Annotated in this window: 18 protein-coding genes; 13 read left to right on the forward strand and 5 right to left on the reverse strand. The window is 39.0% G+C overall.

The window, feature by feature from the left end; translation table 11 throughout:
- The coding region (locus RT445_RS18075; RefSeq protein WP_313471161.1) for a hypothetical protein at nt 1-280 on the forward strand (280 nt) is incomplete at its 5' end.
- 112 nt (nt 281-392) lie between these two features.
- Nucleotides 393-722 carry a YuiB family protein gene (locus tag RT445_RS18080; RefSeq protein WP_025116669.1) on the forward strand — a complete coding sequence of 110 codons (330 nt, stop codon included), beginning with the start codon at nt 393-395 and terminating at the stop codon, nt 720-722.
- 88 nt (nt 723-810) lie between these two features.
- Here RT445_RS18080 and RT445_RS18085 read toward each other — a convergent pair whose 3' ends face one another.
- Nucleotides 811-1296: a divergent PAP2 family protein gene (locus tag RT445_RS18085; protein ID WP_274794242.1), complete on the reverse strand. Its 486-nt coding sequence runs from the start codon at nt 1294-1296 to the stop codon at nt 811-813.
- Nucleotides 1297-1418: 122 nt separating this feature from the next.
- On the opposite strand from RT445_RS18085, the gene RT445_RS18090 reads away from it, so the two are divergent.
- The 7 genes from RT445_RS18090 to cysI all read left to right on the forward strand — a co-directional run bounded on the left by RT445_RS18090 (nt 1419) and on the right by cysI (nt 8881).
- Nucleotides 1419-2927 carry a leucyl aminopeptidase gene (locus tag RT445_RS18090; RefSeq protein WP_312505836.1) on the forward strand — a complete coding sequence of 503 codons (1509 nt, stop codon included), beginning with the start codon at nt 1419-1421 and terminating at the stop codon, nt 2925-2927.
- A 134-nt stretch (nt 2928-3061) separates the two neighbouring features.
- The gene (locus RT445_RS18095) at nt 3062-3265 is read left to right on the forward strand and encodes a uroporphyrin-III methyltransferase (RefSeq protein WP_274794240.1); all 204 of its coding nucleotides are present in this window, start codon (nt 3062-3064) and stop codon (nt 3263-3265) included.
- A gap of 283 nt (nt 3266-3548) precedes the next feature.
- On the forward strand, nt 3549-4322 hold the full coding sequence (cobA, locus tag RT445_RS18100; RefSeq protein ID WP_312505835.1) for a uroporphyrinogen-III C-methyltransferase: 774 nt from the start codon (nt 3549-3551) through the stop codon (nt 4320-4322).
- Between the two features lie 12 nt (nt 4323-4334).
- Nucleotides 4335-5075 (forward strand): sirohydrochlorin chelatase, encoded by a 741-nt coding sequence (locus RT445_RS18105; RefSeq protein ID WP_312505833.1) that lies wholly within the window; start codon nt 4335-4337, stop codon nt 5073-5075.
- Entirely contained in the window at nt 5075-5224 is a 150-nt protein-coding gene (locus RT445_RS18110; RefSeq protein ID WP_274794236.1) for a YezD family protein, read from the forward strand. Before RT445_RS18105 ends, RT445_RS18110 begins: the two co-directional genes overlap by 1 nt.
- 45 nt (nt 5225-5269) lie before the next feature.
- Nucleotides 5270-7057 (forward strand): assimilatory sulfite reductase (NADPH) flavoprotein subunit, encoded by a 1788-nt coding sequence (locus tag RT445_RS18115; protein ID WP_312505831.1) that lies wholly within the window; start codon nt 5270-5272, stop codon nt 7055-7057.
- A gap of 108 nt (nt 7058-7165) precedes the next feature.
- Entirely contained in the window at nt 7166-8881 is a 1716-nt protein-coding gene (gene cysI, locus RT445_RS18120; RefSeq protein ID WP_312505830.1) for an assimilatory sulfite reductase (NADPH) hemoprotein subunit, read from the forward strand.
- A gap of 109 nt (nt 8882-8990) precedes the next feature.
- Here cysI and RT445_RS18125 read toward each other — a convergent pair whose 3' ends face one another.
- The 4 genes from RT445_RS18125 to RT445_RS18140 are packed head-to-tail and all read right to left on the reverse strand — an operon-like array spanning nt 8991 to nt 12848.
- Nucleotides 8991-10061, reverse strand: a complete 1071-nt coding sequence (locus RT445_RS18125) for a sulfate/molybdate ABC transporter ATP-binding protein (RefSeq protein WP_274794233.1) — start codon at nt 10059-10061, stop codon at nt 8991-8993.
- A 15-nt stretch (nt 10062-10076) separates the two neighbouring features.
- A complete protein-coding gene (gene cysW, locus RT445_RS18130; protein WP_312505827.1) occupies nt 10077-10940 on the reverse strand; it encodes a sulfate ABC transporter permease subunit CysW in 864 nt (287 codons plus the stop codon).
- Nucleotides 10941-10950: 10 nt separating this feature from the next.
- Complete coding sequence (gene cysT / locus RT445_RS18135; protein ID WP_312505825.1) at nt 10951-11784, reverse strand: sulfate ABC transporter permease subunit CysT; 834 nt, start codon at nt 11782-11784, stop codon at nt 10951-10953.
- An 11-nt stretch (nt 11785-11795) separates the two neighbouring features.
- Complete coding sequence (locus tag RT445_RS18140; RefSeq protein WP_312505823.1) at nt 11796-12848, reverse strand: sulfate ABC transporter substrate-binding protein; 1053 nt, start codon at nt 12846-12848, stop codon at nt 11796-11798.
- 442 nt (nt 12849-13290) lie between these two features.
- Here RT445_RS18140 and RT445_RS18145 point away from each other — a divergent pair, with 442 nt between their 5' ends.
- From RT445_RS18145 to cysC, 4 genes are all read left to right on the forward strand, one after another.
- The gene (locus tag RT445_RS18145) at nt 13291-13992 is read left to right on the forward strand and encodes a phosphoadenylyl-sulfate reductase (RefSeq protein ID WP_312505822.1); all 702 of its coding nucleotides are present in this window, start codon (nt 13291-13293) and stop codon (nt 13990-13992) included.
- 12 nt (nt 13993-14004) lie between these two features.
- Nucleotides 14005-15069 carry a sulfate permease gene (locus tag RT445_RS18150; RefSeq protein WP_313471168.1) on the forward strand — a complete coding sequence of 355 codons (1065 nt, stop codon included), beginning with the start codon at nt 14005-14007 and terminating at the stop codon, nt 15067-15069.
- A 68-nt stretch (nt 15070-15137) separates the two neighbouring features.
- Nucleotides 15138-16277 (forward strand): sulfate adenylyltransferase, encoded by a 1140-nt coding sequence (sat, locus tag RT445_RS18155; protein WP_312505821.1) that lies wholly within the window; start codon nt 15138-15140, stop codon nt 16275-16277.
- A complete protein-coding gene (cysC, locus tag RT445_RS18160; RefSeq protein ID WP_312505819.1) occupies nt 16274-16867 on the forward strand; it encodes an adenylyl-sulfate kinase in 594 nt (197 codons plus the stop codon). The genes sat and cysC overlap by 4 nt, the downstream gene beginning before the upstream one ends.
- Nucleotides 16868-16979: the final 112 nt, after the last annotated feature.

The raw sequence follows: 16979 nt of genomic DNA on the forward strand, positions 1-16979 counted from the left end.
CGGAAGAGAAGCGAACGCCCGCGGAAGAGAAGTGAACCCGCGGAAGAGAAGCGAATACCCGCGGAGGAGAAGTGAATACCCGCGGAAGAGAAGTGAACACCCGCGGAAGAGAAGTGAATACCCGCGGAAGAGAAGTGAACACCCGATGAAGAGGAGTGAACACCCGCGGAAGAAGAGTGAACACCCGCGGAAGAGAAGTGAATACCCGCGGAAGAGAAGCGAATACCCGCGGAAGAAGAGTGAACACCCGCAAACGTTAATCGTAGTTAACAGACGATGATAAATCAGTGATTTTCCTAAATATGTCGAACAAGCGAAATCAAGGATATGTTCATTGAAAGCGTTGTCGTAATCATGTAAACTAATGAGAGGAAAACGGAGGTTATACATATATGGATGGTCCAGTTTCATTAGTACAGTTAATCATTTCTATTTTGTTATTTTTCGTCATGTTCTTTGGTATCGGATTCTTATTAAATATGCTGTTACGTATGACGTGGTTAATGGCGATTGTGTATCCAATTGTTGTCATCTTTATCGTTGATGAAGTCAGCTTCTTAGATTATATATTTAAGCCAGGCTCTGCATTTCCAGCGTTAATCGATAAATTACAAGCTCTTCAGTTTGTAGATATTGCTATTTTATCAGGTGGTTTTGCAGGTTCGATTGTGGCGGGCATTGTGATGATTTTTTTACGAAAAAGTGGATACCGAATGTTCTAATGTGGTTAGTATTCTTCTTTCAATCGAAGGAGGAATACTTTTTTATAGAAAAAAACACAGCTCCTTTTTAAAGGCTGTGTCAGAGTGTTTACAATATGAAAAACTCGTAGGTTATGATGGCGATAAAAATTCCTGTGAGAGCCCCAAAAAATACCTCACTTCGTTTATGACCTAATAGTGTTTTCAATTCCTCCATTTTCTCCTGTCCATCCATCTGTGGCCATTTTTTTAAATCATGTAGTAATGTTTGGAAATCCTTGCGTAGCTGATTGAGGATAGCTGCATGTTGCCCTGCCTGGTATCGAACACCACTTGCGTCGTACATAACGATAATTGAAAACATGGCAGCTACCGCAAAAATGGGGGAATCCAAGCCTGTCTCATAAGCTATAGAGGTTGCCAGTCCAGTGACAGAAGCGGAGTGAGAGCTTGGCATACCACCTGTCGAAGTAAAGAGACTCCATTTTACTTGTCGAGTCATTAAAAAATGGATGGGGATTTTGACAAACTGTGCAAAGAGTACTGCAAAGAGGGCAATTAGTAATGGGGTATTTTGAAGTAAACTCAAATTAATCACAACCTTCACAAATAATTGCTTTTATTATAACATTCATTATTTTCTAAAAGAAGATATAGGCAAATATTACGCGCTTTTCAGAAACTTCGTTATAATAGTAATGGAATGGAGGAATTTACATGCATATTGTAAAAGAAGCAAAAACATTTGAAACGATTTCTACTGAACTATTAGTGGTGGGAGTCACAAAACATCGTGAACAAATGCAGGACTGGACAAGCTTTTCATCATTTTATGGTGAATCACTTGATGCGTGGATTAGTGCAGGAGATGTGTCAACTGAATTAAAGAAACTAACAAAGTTACCATTTGTGAAGGAACATGCCAACCTTAAGCGTATTTTATTTGTAGGACTGGATGAGCGTAAAAACCTAACAGAAGGGGATGTTCGAGCTGCATTTGGCTTAGTTGGAAAAGAATTAAAAGCTTTAAAAGTAAAAGAATATTCCATTTGGCTTGAATCGTTTTCAACAGATTCAATTACTGCAGCAGATGTAGCATTTTTAGCGGGTGAAGGAATTGGCCTTGGCTATTATTCGATTCCGCATTACAAAACAACATCAAATGAAGTAGATAAACGAATCGATGCTGTTCATCTAGTAACAAACTCAGAGGATTTAGATGAGGTAGTAGCCAGCTTTGAAGTAGGTGTCATTTATGCAGATGCTGTCAATGAAGCTCGTAGCTTAATTAATTTACCGCCAAACTTACTAACAGCAACGGATTTAGCTAATTATGCAGAATCTCTTGCAGTTAAATACAACTTTGAAGTAGAGATTTTAGGTAAAGCCCAACTAGAGGAACTAGGCATGGGTGGTATTTTGAGTGTTAACCAAGGCTCTTATGAGGAACCTCGATTAATTACCTTAAAATATAAAGCGACTGAAGATTTTGAAGATCCGATTGGCCTTGTTGGTAAGGGTGTAACATATGATACTGGTGGTTATTCTTTAAAACCAAAAGACTCGATGGTTGGTATGAAGGGTGATATGGGCGGTGCCGCTGCTGTACTTGGTGCCATGAACATTATCGGTGAACTGCGTCCAAATAAAAACGTCGTAGCTGTTATCGGTTCTACAGACAACATGGTTTCTGATACAGCATTTAAACCAGATGATGTCATTACAACGTATAGTGGAAAAACAGTTGAGGTGTTAAATACGGATGCAGAAGGACGTTTAGTTCTGGCAGATGCGACTACATATGCTAAACAGCAAGGGGCTACATCACTTATCGATGTTGCTACTTTAACAGGCGGCGTCATTACTGCATTAGGTATGGATAAAACAGGTGCTCTTGCGAATGATGATGCATTCTTTGAAGCATTTATGGAAGCCGCAAAAGAAACTGATGAATTTGTTTGGCGCATGCCTTTAACAGAGAACGATAAAAAACGAATTCGTAAGTCAGATGTAGCTGATTTAAATAACTCTCCTGGCCGTGATGGTCATATGATTTTCGGTGGGGGCTTTGTAGGAGAATTCGTTGGTGATACACCATGGATTCACTTAGATATTGCTGGCACATCTGATGCGGTAGCTGTTCATGATTTAGGACCAAAAGGCGGTACAGGTGTTATGGTTCGTACGCTTGCGAATTTTGTTCAACGTCTAGGCGAAGAAAAATAATAGACCATATCAATTAGCGGGAGTTTTCCCGCTGATTTTTTATGATTACAGGTACTAATCCCGATAGATTAGGCATTATACATATGATAGATGTGTCTTCCTTCATACGATAGAGTAAAAAGGGGAGGTAGCATATGCGCAATTTCGGAGGTTACCCAGGAGGAGGATTTGGTGGTCTTATTTGGCCATTTGGCGCACCGTTTTTTGGTGGGTTTTTAGGAAGTTTCCTTGGCTCTCAATTTAATCAATATCCTTACAATCCATATTATCCAAACTATCGACCATATCCGCCAGGTCCATATTTTCGACCAGGTCCGAGATATCGTAGACCATGGTAAGCACATAAAAGATCAACCAGTTGTCGGTTACAAAATCGGCGACTGGTTTTTTATATTGATTGAACATGGAGCAAATTTGGTGTTGACAGAATATACTAAATTATTTATTATTCTTATTATATTACTAAGAATTAAATACGAGGCTGACTAGCAAACTAGAGGCTATTATTGTTCATAGACATTTTTGTGTCTAAGGAATAATATTGGCCTTTTTTCTTTATCTTGATTCAGTAATTGTTTTTTTCGAAAGCAATGTGTCTTGTACAGAAGAGGAGTGAAATAAATGGGGAAAGTTTATATCGTAGGTGCAGGTCCTGGGGATGTTGACCTCATTACGGTCAAAGGATTACGTTGTATTGAATGTGCAGACATCATTTTATATGACAGACTCATAAATAAAGAGCTATTAGCCTACGCAAAGAAAGATGCTAGATTAATTTTTTGCGGTAAATTACCACAACAGCATGCCATGATTCAAGAGCATATCAATCAAACACTTGTCAGTTACGCACAGCAAGGCTATGTCGTAACACGATTAAAAGGAGGAGACCCATTTGTCTTTGGCAGAGGAGCTGAGGAGGCTGAGGTACTAGCTAAGCATGATATACCATTTGAAATTGTTCCTGGTATTACGTCGGGTATAGCAGCACCAGCTTATGCAGGGATTCCTGTGACACATCGAGATTTAGGTTCAAGTTTTGCCATGGTTACGGGGCATATGCAAGATGGTAAGGAAGACGCTATACGTTGGGAAAGTCTTGCAAAAGGGATCGATACGATTGCCATTTATATGGGGGTTGGTAATCTGCCATACATCCGTCAACAGCTACTCAAATATGGACGTGATGAAGAAACACCTGTAGCCGTTATTCATTGGGGCACTTTTTCATCTAAGCAAAAAACGGTTACGGGTACTTTAGCCACAATTGAAGAAAATGTCCGTTTAGAAAATGTTCAAAACCCTAGCATCATTTTAGTGGGGAAGGTTGTGACACTAAGAGAAACCATTCAATGGTTTGAGAGTAACCATCCACAGCCAGTCCAAATTACTGGGTAAGGATGTGGATTTATGCAGGCTATTTTATATATTGCACATGGTAGTCGTGTCAAGGCAGGTGTAGAGCAAGCCGTAACATTTCTTCAAGGAGTTCAACAAGCAGTCCATGTATCTATTCAGGAAATATGCTTTTTAGAGCTTGCAACACCAACAATTGCTGAAGGAATTGAAAGCTGTATACGAAAGGGTGCAACAACGATTGCTGTGGTGCCCATTCTGCTCCTGGCTGCCCAACACGCAAAGCAAGATATTCCGATAGAAATTGCGAAAGCTCAAAAACAATATCCTTATGTAAAATTCACTTATGGTGAGCCTCTTGGAATCCATGAACGATTAATTGATACCTTACAAGCTAGGATTATAGAAAAACAGCAACCTAATCGCAATGCCCGTGTTTTACTTATTGGGCGTGGGAGTAGTGATCCAAGCGTCAAAAGAGATTTAGCTAAAATTGCCGCGCGGTTACGTACTAAATATAACTATCATTCAGTGGAAACATGCTTTTTATATGGGATGGGACCAACATTTGAAGACTGGCTTCAACAAGCAAAAGGGGAGCAACAACAAGTCTTTATCGTACCCTATTTATTATTTACAGGTATATTACGGCAAAGTATTACCAAACAATTACAGGGCTTTGACAGCAAGAACATCATGTTATGTGAAAGCTTAGGCTATGACGACAATGTAAAAAAGGTGTTAGTGGAACGTATTGATGAATTACTACAAGTTAAAGAGGAAGGTGTTTCGTAATGGTAGATAAAAGGGCAGAAAATGTAAATCTAGCATTAGATAATGTCCGCCAAATGTTAAATACAGTGAACCACGGATCAATTACATTGATTGTTCAAAACTCTTACGTGGTTCAAATAGAAAAAAAGGAAAAAATAAGACTTCGATAATTTCTTTGAAAGAGGATTAAATGATAATTCGTGAGGTGGCAAAGATTGAAATTGCAAGTAATAAATAGTCCATTTAATGAAGAGCAGGTGAAGCTATTAAATGAGCTTCTTCCTAAATTAACAATCGAACAGAAAATATGGCTAAACGGCTATTTAAGTGCACCACAAGCAACACTTGAAGCGCTTGTTGAAGATGCATTACCAGCGGCCGAACCTATTACAAAAACAATGACGATTTTATATGGCTCGCAAACAGGCAATAGTCAAGGGTTAGCGGAAAAATACGCGTCAGCTTTAAAAGCCCAGAATGTAGATGTTACAATTTCATCCCTAGGGAAATTTAAAGCAACGAATTTAAAAAAGATCACCAATCTCTTACTGATTGTCAGTACACATGGAGAGGGAGATCCACCAGATCAAGCGATTCAATTCTATGAATTTTTGCATAGTAAGCGTGCACCAAAACTAGAGCATTTACACTATTCAGTTCTTGCTTTAGGGGATAGCTCCTATGAATTTTTCTGTAAGACTGGTAAGGATTTTGATGAACAATTTGCTAAATTAGGCGCAAAAAGAATTGTTCCTCGAACTGATTGTGATGTGGATTATGATGACGCAGCTGCACAATGGTTCTTAGCCGTAGAAAAGGAATTTCTGCAACAGACGACAGCAGTAACAGCAACACAAACCAATGAAAACCAAGGTCTAGGAGATTCTACATATTCAAGAAAAAATCCATTTTACGCTGAAGTGTTAGAAAATATTAATTTAAATGGTCGCGGCTCTAATAAAGAAACACGTCATCTTGAATTATCTATTGAGGGCGCTAATTTTCATTTTGAACCTGGAGATAGTATTGGGATTCAACCGGAGAATGATGAACAGTTAGTTAGTGCATTATTGACTGCACTGGAGTTTAATCCAGAAACCGAGGTGACGGTTTTGGATGAAGCAATCACTATCAAGCAGGCTCTACAGAAAAAGTTAGAAATTACCGTGTTATCTAAGCCGTTACTTGAAAAAGTTAGTGCCTATACAAAACATCCTGAGTTTTTAAAGCTATTGGAAGAGCCTAATGCTTGGAAGGACTATGCAGAGGGAAGAGACTTACTTGATGTAGTAGAGGATTTTGCACCTTTTACTTGGAGTGCTCAGCAATTTGTCGAGATGCTCCGTAAAATTCCAGCACGACTTTATTCCATAGCTAGTAGCCAAAAGGCCAATAGTGAAGAGGTTCATTTAACGATTAGTAAGGTAAGTTATGAGACTAATGGTAGACAACGTCTTGGTGTTTGCTCTGGTAGTATATCAGAACGCATTCAACCCGGCGATACTTTACCAATTTATGTTCATAAAAACCCGAACTTCAGATTACCAGAAAATGAGGATACACCAATTATTATGATTGGTGCGGGCACAGGTGTTGCTCCTTATCGTGCTTTTCTAGAAGAACGAGAGGAGTTAGGCATTGAGGGGAAAGCTTGGCTCATCTTTGGTGATCAACATTTTGTCACGGATTTCCTCTACCAGACGGATTGGCAACGATGGCTTGCTTCTGGCACATTAAGCCAAATGCATGTTGCCTTCTCACGGGATACCGAGAAAAAAGTATATGTTCAACATAAATTGCAAGAACATGCAGCAAGTTTTTATGAATGGCTTGAGCAGGGTGCAGTCATTTATGTATGTGGGGATAAAAAATCAATGGCAGCTGATGTCGATGCAACCATTCATCAAATTATTGAGCAGCAAGGACAGAAAACACCAGAAGAAGCAAAATCCTTTGTGAAAGAATTAAAGCAGCAAAAACGCTACCAACGGGACGTTTATTAACAGTATTTCGTGCATGTTAAAAAACCTATAGTGAACCTTTGCTAGCAAGCGGGGTCTTAGGTGTGTCAGAAAACACCGAAGTGTTATGGATTAAAGGAGCGATAAGGAATGTCAGAAAAAATAGTATTACCTCCACAGCCTGGGAAACCAAGCGATGTAGAACGTATTAAGACCGAAAGTAATTACCTACGTGGAACACTTGAGCAATCGATGAATGATCCATTAAGCTCTGGTATTCCTGAGGATGATAATCGTCTAATGAAATTCCATGGCAGTTACTTACAGGATGATCGAGATCTTCGCAATGAGCGTCAACGTCAAAAGCTAGAACCAGCCTATCAATTTATGGTTCGTGTACGAACACCTGGAGGAGCAGCTACACCGGCTCAATGGCTTGTTATGGATGAAATGGCAAGAAAGTATGGGAATGGTTCCTTAAAATTAACAACACGTCAAGCATTTCAAGTACACGGCATTTTAAAATGGAATGTGAAAAAATATATGCAGGAAATCAATGAAGTGTTATTGGATTCTCTTGCAGCATGTGGAGATGTAAACCGCAATGTGATGTGTAATGTGAATCCAAATCAATCTGCATTGCATGAGGAAGTGTATAATTGGTCAGCTAAATTAAGTGAGCATTTATTACCTCGAACGCGTGCATACCATGAATTATGGTTGGATGGAGAAAAGGTAGTAGATAGTCAGGATGAAGAAATTGAACCGATTTACGGAGCTCAATATTTACCACGTAAATTTAAAATTGGAATTGCCATTCCACCAAGTAATGATGTAGATGTTTTTTCACAGGATATCGGCCTTATTGCCATTGTTGAAAAGAACGAACTTATCGGATTTAATATTGCTGTTGGCGGAGGAATGGGTATGACACATGGTGATCATGATACCTATCCACAGCTTGCTCGTGTAATTGGCTTTATTACACCCGATAAATTGCTAGAAACAGCAGAAAAAATACTGACGATCCAGCGTGATTATGGAAATCGCTCTGTTCGCAAAAATGCACGTTTTAAATACACGATTGATGCAAGAGGACTTGAATGGTTCCAAGAAGAATTAACTCGTCGTCTAGGCTGGGAAATTCAGCCGGCTCGCCCCTATACATTTGAGCGTACAGGTGATGAATTTGGCTGGATTAAAGGGTCTGATGGCAATTGGCATTATACATTATTCATTCAAAATGGTCGTTTAAAAGATTTTGAGGATTATCAGTTGTTAACTGGATTACGAGAAATAGCTAAGGTACACACAGGTGATTTTCGTTTAACACCAAACCAAAATTTAATGATTAGTAATGTAACACCACAGAACAAGGACAAAATAAATACGATTATTGAACAATACAAGCTAACGGATGGGGCCCATTATTCAGCGTTACGTCGCAATTCTATTGCCTGTGTTTCTTTACCGACATGTGGTTTAGCGATGGCTGAAGCAGAACGCTATTTACCCTCTCTAATTACTAAAATCGATGAGATTATTAATGAAGCGGGCTTAAATGAAACCGAGATCGTCATTCGTATGTCTGGTTGTCCAAATGGATGCTCACGTGCAGCTATGGCAGAAATCGGCTTTATCGGTAAAGGGCCAGGAAAATATAATATGTACCTAGGTGCTAGCTTTACAGGCAATCGCTTAAATAAAATCTATCGTGAAAATATTGGCGAAGAGGAAATTTTAGCAGAGCTACGCCCAATTCTTCTACATTTTGCGAAGGAACGTTTAGAGGGCGAGCATTTTGGAGACTTTGTTATTCGCGCTGGGTATGTAACAGCCGTGTATGATGGAAGAGATTTTCACTAATCTTAAAAACCATGTAGCATTTTCTTTGCTACATGGTTTTATGTTGTTAGAAAAAGATGATGGGTAGGGTGAGGGGGGATATCTGTTCCACCTGCCACAAAAATTCTATTTAAATAGAGTAATCCTCAGGTATAAACACCTTCAATTGTTTCGGCTTTACAAATACTTGATCGCCAACATGAAGCTGGAGATGATGAAATTGCTCTTTAGATAACTCTACCTCTAAAAACTCATCAAGATCCTCACGGCGTAGCTCCATTTGAACAATAGGGCCTAACAAATGTATATGACTGATTATAACAGGAACCGTACCTGGAATACTTGTTTTCTCAATATGAATATCATGCGGGCGTACATAGCCAATGGCGTTGTCTTCAGTATGTGTTAAAGCATCAGGTACATCAAGTGCAATTTCGCCATGCAAGAGCTTGCCATTATGTAAGCGCCCTTTAAAAAGATTGACATTGCCTAAAAAATCATAAACAAACGGACTTTTAGGATTTGTATATACCTCGTCTGGACTGCCAATTTGCTCAATTTTGCCATTGTTCATGACCACAATACGATCAGCTACATCAAGTGCTTCCTCTTGGTCATGTGTAACAAAAATACTTGTAATATGAAACTCATCATGCAGCTTCCGTAGCCAGCGACGTAACTCCTTGCGTACTTTTGCATCAAGGGCTCCGAATGGTTCATCTAATAAAAGGACTTTAGGCTCTACAGCCAGTGCTCTTGCTAGTGCTACACGTTGACGTTGTCCTCCGGAAAGCTGCGTTGGATACCGGTCAGATAAATTTTCAAGTTTAACTAGTTGCAACAATTCCATTACTTTTTTTGTTATTTCTTCCTTTGAAGGTCTGTTTTTTCTTGGACGAACCTTTAGGCCATAACCCACATTATCAAAGACTGTCATATGACGGAAAAGTGCATAATGTTGAAACACAAAGCCTACGTTGCGTTCCTTTGGATGTTGATTGGTTATCGATTGCCCATCAAATAATATGTCCCCAACATCAGTAGCTTCAAGCCCTGCAATGACACGCAATAAAGAGGTTTTTCCTGAACCGGAAGGGCCAAGCAATGCTACTAGCTCTCCAGATTGAATATGGACTGATACATCCTCTAATGCTTGGAAGGAACCATATTTTTTAGATACGTTCTGAATTTGTATACTCATAGTGACGATCTCCTTTTAACTAGATTTTGATTTCCAGGCAATCATGTCTTTCACTACTAATGTAAAGATTGCCATGACACTCATTAAAGATGCGACAGCAAAGGCTGCTGAAAATTGATATTCATTATAAAGAATTTCAATATGAAGTGGCATCGTATTGGTCAAACCTCGAATATGACCGGATACAACAGAGACAGCACCAAATTCTCCAATAGCACGGGCATTACATAAAATTAACCCATAAAACAGTCCCCATTTAATATTCGGTAATGTAACATACCAAAAGGTCTTAAAACCACTAGCACCAAGTGAAATAGACGCTTCCTCCTCAGAGGTTCCCTGTGTCTGCATGAGCGGGATTAACTCACGTGCTACAAAGGGCAACGTGACGAAAATAGTGGCGAGAACAATACCAGGGAGGGCAAAAACAATTTTTATATTGTTTGCGAACAGCCAATCACCAAATAGTCCCTGAGAGCCAAACAAAAGAATAAACACTAAACCTGCGATAACAGGCGAGACTGCAAAAGGTAGATCAACAATGGTAAGTAAAAGATTTTTTCCTTTAAAATTAAATTTTGTGAGTGCCCAAGCAGCCATTACACCAAAAATAGCATTCAATGGTACCGTAATCGCCACAACAATAAGAGTAAGTTTAATAGCTGCTAATGCATCTGGATGTGTAATAGCTGCTAGATAAACATCTATTCCTTGTTGAAAGGCAGTAATAAAAATAGATACTAACGGCAGCACAATAAATAAAGCTAAAAAAGCGAAGGCAACGCCAGTTAACGTATAGCGAATAATACGAGGCTCCTGTAATGCAGCAGACGTTGTGACAGCTTTATTTGACTGTTGAATAAAAGTTGATTGTTCCATAACGTACCTCCTAATGCACAAAGCGACGATTAGTTAGCCATTGTATGAAGTTGATGGTGAATAACAAAATAAAGGATGTGACAAGCATGACAACTGCTATTGCTGTTGCACCCGCATAATCATATTGCTCTAGCTTTGTCATAATGATTAATGGCGTAATTTCCGTTTTCATCGGCATATTTCCAGCAATAAAAACAACAGAGCCATATTCACCTAATGCCCGAGCAAAGGCTAACGAAAAGCCAGTTAATATGGCGGGTAATAGCTCAGGCAAAATAACTTTACGGAAGGTTTGTAATCGATTTGCGCCAAGACTTGCTGAAGCTTCTTCCACCTCAGCACTACTATTTTGTAATACAGGCTGAACTGTTCGCACAACAAAGGGTAGCCCGATAAAAGTTAAGGCAATAATGATACCAAGGGGTGTAAAGGCAATTTTAAAATTGAAAAATTGGCCGATCCAACCATTTGGTGCATAGAGTGACGTTAAAGCAATGCCTGCGACAGCAGTTGGTAAGGCAAAAGGTAAATCGACAAGTCCATCGATGATTCGTTTAAAGGGAAATTGGTAACGAACAAGAACCCAAGCGATAATTGTGCCGAAAATAACATTGAGTAAACCAGCAATTAACGCTGTGCTGAAGCTTACTTTATAAGAAGCAACAGCACGAGGGTCTGTAATAATATCGATAAACGCCGTCCAGCTTAATGACATGGTATGAATAAAAATCATAGAAAGTGGCAATAACACTAGTAAACTAACATAAAGCATTGTATAACCGAGTGATAGATGAAAGCCTGGAATAATGCGATGCGATTTTTTAAGACGGATTAAACTACTCATTAAAACGCTCCTTATTGTGGTACGTATATTTCATCAAAGGTACCACCATCTTTAAAGTGGGTTGCTTGTGCTTGTGCCCAGCCACCAAAATCATCTATTGTGACAAGTTCAAGCTGTGGGAATTGTTCTTTATACTTCGCCAAAATCGTTTCATTACGTGGTCGATAATAGTTTTTCGCAGCAATTTCTTGCCCGATATCGCTATATAAATGCTGTAAGTAAGCCTCAGCCACTTCGCGTGTCCCTTTTTTATCAACAATTTTGTCGACAAGAGCAACTGGTGGTTCAGCTAAAATACTTAATGAAGGTGTAACGATTTCAAATTCATCCTTACCTAATTCATTTAGAGATAAGTATGCCTCATTTTCCCATGCAATTAAGACATCACCGATTTTTCGTTCTACAAATGTTGTAGTGGCACCACGAGCTCCGGAGTCTAGTACCTCTACATTGCTATATAGTGATTTCATAAATTGTTTTATTTTTGTTTCATCATCGTTATATAATTTCCCAGCATAAGCCCAAGCAGCTAAGTAATTCCAACGTGCACCACCAGAAGTTTTAGGGTTCGGTGTAATGACAGACACATCTTTTTTAATCAAGTCATTCCAGTCTTGAATGTTTTTTGGATTACCCTTACGTACTAAAAAAACAATGGTTGATGTATATGGAGTAGAGTTATGATCAAACTCTGTCTGCCAATCTTTATCCAAGAGATCGCGCGTTTGAGCAATTTCATCAATATCGTAAGCTAGTGCAAGTGTGACAACGTCAGCCTCAAGCCCATCGATCACCGCCCGCCCCTGTTTACCAGATCCACCATGAGATTGATTGATCGTGACATCTTGACCTGTTTCATCCTTCCATTTTTTAATAAAGTCTTTGTTGAATTCATCGTAAAGCTCACGTGTCGGATCATAGGAGACATTTAGTAGTTCTACAGATTTCTTTGCATCCTGGTCACTTGCTTCTTTGTCTGAGCTAGCACGCCCACAGCCTGTTAAGCCCAAAGCAAATAAAGATAATAGCGCTATTGATTGCAGTACAAATTTTCTTTTTTTCATATCATTTCGCTCCTTTTCTGTCTAAAGAATGCAAAAGGCCACCCCCCCATAGTGAATTCACCTCATGGGTAGATGGCCTTCAGATCCTCTGATCAGCATGTTATTGTTGGTGTCAAAGCTTTAGTAATACATTAAACATATATTTCCTATTAGTCAACAAGGAATTATAAAAAGATTTTTTATTTTCAATTTTCCATTCATCATATGCAACTGGAGAATTGAAAAAGTGGGATTATTTAAAAATTTTAAAAACCTAGTTGACTGCTAGGTGTACTTTAGTATATATTTGGTAATAAGAAAAATGATTGAAGAACGAGGTAGCAACTACTAGTGAACAATCATTAAATAAAGAGCTGGCTAGTCAAACTAGAGGCGTTTTAACAAAGACCTGTTTTACTGTGTCTGTTGTTAGAACGCCTTTTTTCGCTATGAGGGGGATTCGATGTTAACATATGCAAATTGGCAAGAACCAACCATTGATTTTCAAATCGATGAAACGTATAAGGCAGCACTGGAGGTGTTAAAGTGGAGCTTTCAAGAATATGGGGATGAAATCGTCTATGCATGTAGCTTTGGTATTGAGGGAATAGTACTCATTGATCTTATTTCAAAGGTAAGGCCTGATGCGAAGATTGTCTTTTTAGATACAGATGTTCATTTTAAAGAAACATATGAAACTATTAATAAAGTTAAAGAAAGATATCCGCTATTAAACATCGTTATGAAAAAACCTGCACTTACACTTGAACAACAAGCTGCACAATATGGCGATGAACTATGGAAGTCAAATCCAAATAAATGCTGTGACATTCGTAAAATTAAGCCTTTACATGAAGCTTTGTCAGGGAAAAAGGCTTGGATTTCTGGCTTACGTCGTGAACAGTCGCCAACACGTCAACAAACAAATTTTCTTAATCGCGACGAGAAATTTACATCCATTAAAGTTTGTCCATTGATTCATTGGACTTGGAAGGATGTCTGGCGCTATGTCTCTAAGCACAATCTGCCATACAATCCTTTGCATGATCAAGGTTATCCAAGTATTGGCTGTGAGCATTGTACAAAGCCAGCATTTACAATGGATGATTTACGGTCGGGCAGATGGCAAGGGTCGGGTAAAACAGAGTGCGGGTTACATGAGTAAAGGAGTTATGCCATGCTTGAATATTTTGCAATAGCGATTAGTTTATTTTTTGCGATGAATATAGGTGCTAGCGGAGCAGCAGCCTCTATAGGGGTTGCTTATGGTGCAGGTGCCATCAAAAAAGCGTGGCAAGCATTGCTGTTATGCGCAGTAGGTGTTTTTAGTGGAGCGATATTAGGCGGAGGAGAAGTTGTCAAAACGATTAGCTCTGGCATTATGCCACAGGAGTATATAACGGTAAAAATTGTTGTCATTATTTTAATTTCAGCAACAAGCTCTTTGTTTTTTGCCAATCTTCTAGGCATACCATTATCAACAAGTGAAGTAACGGTAGGTGCCGTTGTTGGGGTTGGTATTGCCTATAAAGTGCTATTCGTCAATTCTTTGCTTGTTATCATCTCATTTTGGATTATTGTACCACTTGTAGCTTTTATTATAGCTCTTATATTTGGCAAGCTGTTATATAAATTACAAAGTAGAGGACAGCTAAAAGATCGTCCGATTTTAACGATCCTTCTAGTATTGGCTGGATTTTTTGAAGCTTTTTCGGCTGGCATGAACAATGTGGCAAATGCAGTTGGACCACTTGTTGGTGCAGGTATGATGGACGTTACGACAGGTATTATCCTTGGTGGGGCCTTTGTCGCAATCGGCGCTATGCTACTTGGCAAACGTGTTCTTGAAACAAACGGCAAAAAAATTGTGCGCTTTAAAAAAGCAGAAGGAATTTTAATATCTAGTACAGGTGCACTTCTTGTAGGGATTAGTTCAATATTTGGACTTCCGGTTCCATTAACACAAGTAACGTCTTCATCCATTATTGGAATGGGTATGGCACAGAATGGGAAACAAATTTTTCATCAGCATATTGTGAAAAAAATTATTCGCATTTGGATTGTTTCGCCCATCTTTTCGTTAGCTATTTCTTATTTTCTAGTACAGCTATTTTTAGAGAAGGATCTCTACGCCATTATTTTAATTGGCAGTATTATTGTTGGAACACTGGGAGTCATTAGTTTAATGCGTACAATGCGTGAAGAGGAGCAATCTATCTATGATGCAGGGGAAGGCATTTAAATTAGTTCCTATAAATATATGTTAATATATAAAACTTAGTAATTCGCTAGAATTAGGAGGAGATTTTAATGAGTTTACAACCACATGGTGGTCTTCTTGTGCAAGCATTTAATCCAGAAAAGGATATTACAACGATTCACAAAAAGATAGAGTTGGATGCAATTTCATTGAGTGATTTAGAGCTAATTGCGATAGGAGGCTATAGCCCAATTGAAGGCTTTCTAACACAGGAAGACTATGAGTCAGTCGTGGAACAAAGCCGCTTAGCATCTGGAGTAGTATGGAGTATTCCTATTACTTTACCTGTTACAAAAGAGAAAGCTGCAACGCTAGAGCCTGGTGATGAAGCTACATTAGTATTTAATGATGTAATTTATGGGGTTATTGAAGTGGCAGATATTTATGAACCGAATAAGCGAAAAGAGGCATTGCTCGTTTATGGTACGGAGGATTTAGCCCATCCTGGAGTTCAAAAGCTTCATGAACGACCTGCAATGTATGTTGGAGGAAAAATTACATTAATCAACCGTATCGCTCGAAAGTTTCCTACATATTCCTTTGATCCAGTGGAAACACGACAATTATTTGCTGAAAAGGGATGGAAGACGATTGTCGGCTTCCAAACTCGTAATCCTGTCCATAGAGCACATGAATATATTCAGAAGGCAGCACTTGAAACGATTGATGGGTTATTTTTAAACCCTCTTGTTGGTGAAACAAAATCGGACGATGTGTCAGCTGCAATTCGAATGGAGAGCTATGAAGTTTTATTGAAAAACTATTATCCTGAAAATCGTGTTCAATTAGGTGTGTTCCCAGCAGCTATGCGCTATGCAGGACCACGAGAGGCTATTTTTCACGCACTAGTGAGAAAAAATTATGGCTGCACTCATTTTATTGTAGGTCGTGATCATGCAGGTGTAGGTGATTATTATGGTACGTATGATGCACAAAAAATCTTTGAGCAATTTACTGAAGATGAATTAGGCATCGTCCCATTAAAATTTGAGCATAGTTTTTATTGTCAACAATGCGAGGGAATGGCTACGACAAAAACGTGTCCACACGATAGTTCGGCTCATGTGATTTTATCAGGAACAAAAGTACGTGAAATGCTACGAAATGGAGAAGTGCCTCCAAGCACATTCAGTCGTAAAGAAGTGGTAGACGTCCTAATTAAAGGCATGCGAAAGGAGGTAGTTAAATGAGCTCAAACATCGTTTGGCATGAAGCCTCCATTACGAAAGAGGAGCGCCGTTCAAAAAACAAACATCATAGCTTTATATTATGGTTTACAGGCTTATCTGCTTCAGGAAAATCATCGGTAGCAAATGCCTTTGCTCAGAGATTATTTGAAAGAGGTAATCAAGCCTTCGTGTTGGATGGTGATAATGTCCGTCATGGCTTGAATAAGGATTTAGGATTTGATGAGGCAGGCAGAAAGGAAAATATTCGCCGAATAGGAGAAGTTTCTAAGCTATTTATAGAAGGCGGTCAAATTGTGTTAACAGCTTTTATTTCGCCTTATCGGGAGGATCGCCAAGTGGTACGCGAGCTTGTAGAAGATGGCGAATTTCTTGAGGTTTTTGTTAAGTGTTCGGTAGAAATATGTGAAAAACGAGATCCAAAAGGTCTGTATAAAAAAGCAAGAAATGCGGAAATTGCTAACTTTACAGGAATTAGCGCACCGTATGAAGAACCAGAAAATCCAGAAGTTATTTTGGATACAGAACAATATTCCATAGAGGAATGCGTTGAACAGCTGACGGATATTTTAACAGCCAAGGGATATATTTAACGAAAAAATCTGCTCGAGAGGACCATCGAGCAGATTTTTTCTATATTTATTTCACATTTTGTTCCTTTTTCATTCTGTCAATTTCAGGACCTAGCTCATCACGTACTGTCCC

The sequence above is a fragment of the Lysinibacillus sp. genome (assembly GCF_032093475.1).
GTDB lineage: Bacteria > Bacillota > Bacilli > Bacillales_A > Planococcaceae > Lysinibacillus > Lysinibacillus irui.

Excerpts from the sequence above, each read along its gene's own strand:
- cysT (WP_312505825.1), bottom strand. The coding sequence starts at position 11,784 with ATGAGTAGTTTAATCCGTCTTAAAAAATCGCATCGCATTATTCCAGGC.
- sat (WP_312505821.1), top strand. The coding sequence starts at position 15,138 with ATGAGTTTACAACCACATGGTGGTCTTCTTGTGCAAGCATTTAATCCA.
- RT445_RS18110 (WP_274794236.1), top strand. The coding sequence starts at position 5,075 with ATGGTAGATAAAAGGGCAGAAAATGTAAATCTAGCATTAGATAATGTC.
- RT445_RS18105 (WP_312505833.1), top strand. The coding sequence starts at position 4,335 with ATGCAGGCTATTTTATATATTGCACATGGTAGTCGTGTCAAGGCAGGT.
- RT445_RS18125 (WP_274794233.1), bottom strand. The coding sequence starts at position 10,061 with ATGAGTATACAAATTCAGAACGTATCTAAAAAATATGGTTCCTTCCAA.
- cysC (WP_312505819.1), top strand. The coding sequence starts at position 16,274 with ATGAGCTCAAACATCGTTTGGCATGAAGCCTCCATTACGAAAGAGGAG.
- RT445_RS18080 (WP_025116669.1), top strand. The coding sequence starts at position 393 with ATGGATGGTCCAGTTTCATTAGTACAGTTAATCATTTCTATTTTGTTA.
- cobA (WP_312505835.1), top strand. The coding sequence starts at position 3,549 with ATGGGGAAAGTTTATATCGTAGGTGCAGGTCCTGGGGATGTTGACCTC.
- cysW (WP_312505827.1), bottom strand. The coding sequence starts at position 10,940 with ATGGAACAATCAACTTTTATTCAACAGTCAAATAAAGCTGTCACAACG.
- RT445_RS18095 (WP_274794240.1), top strand. The coding sequence starts at position 3,062 with ATGCGCAATTTCGGAGGTTACCCAGGAGGAGGATTTGGTGGTCTTATT.
- RT445_RS18090 (WP_312505836.1), top strand. The coding sequence starts at position 1,419 with ATGCATATTGTAAAAGAAGCAAAAACATTTGAAACGATTTCTACTGAA.
- cysI (WP_312505830.1), top strand. The coding sequence starts at position 7,166 with ATGTCAGAAAAAATAGTATTACCTCCACAGCCTGGGAAACCAAGCGAT.
- RT445_RS18150 (WP_313471168.1), top strand. The coding sequence starts at position 14,005 with ATGCTTGAATATTTTGCAATAGCGATTAGTTTATTTTTTGCGATGAAT.
- RT445_RS18145 (WP_312505822.1), top strand. The coding sequence starts at position 13,291 with ATGTTAACATATGCAAATTGGCAAGAACCAACCATTGATTTTCAAATC.
- RT445_RS18140 (WP_312505823.1), bottom strand. The coding sequence starts at position 12,848 with ATGAAAAAAAGAAAATTTGTACTGCAATCAATAGCGCTATTATCTTTA.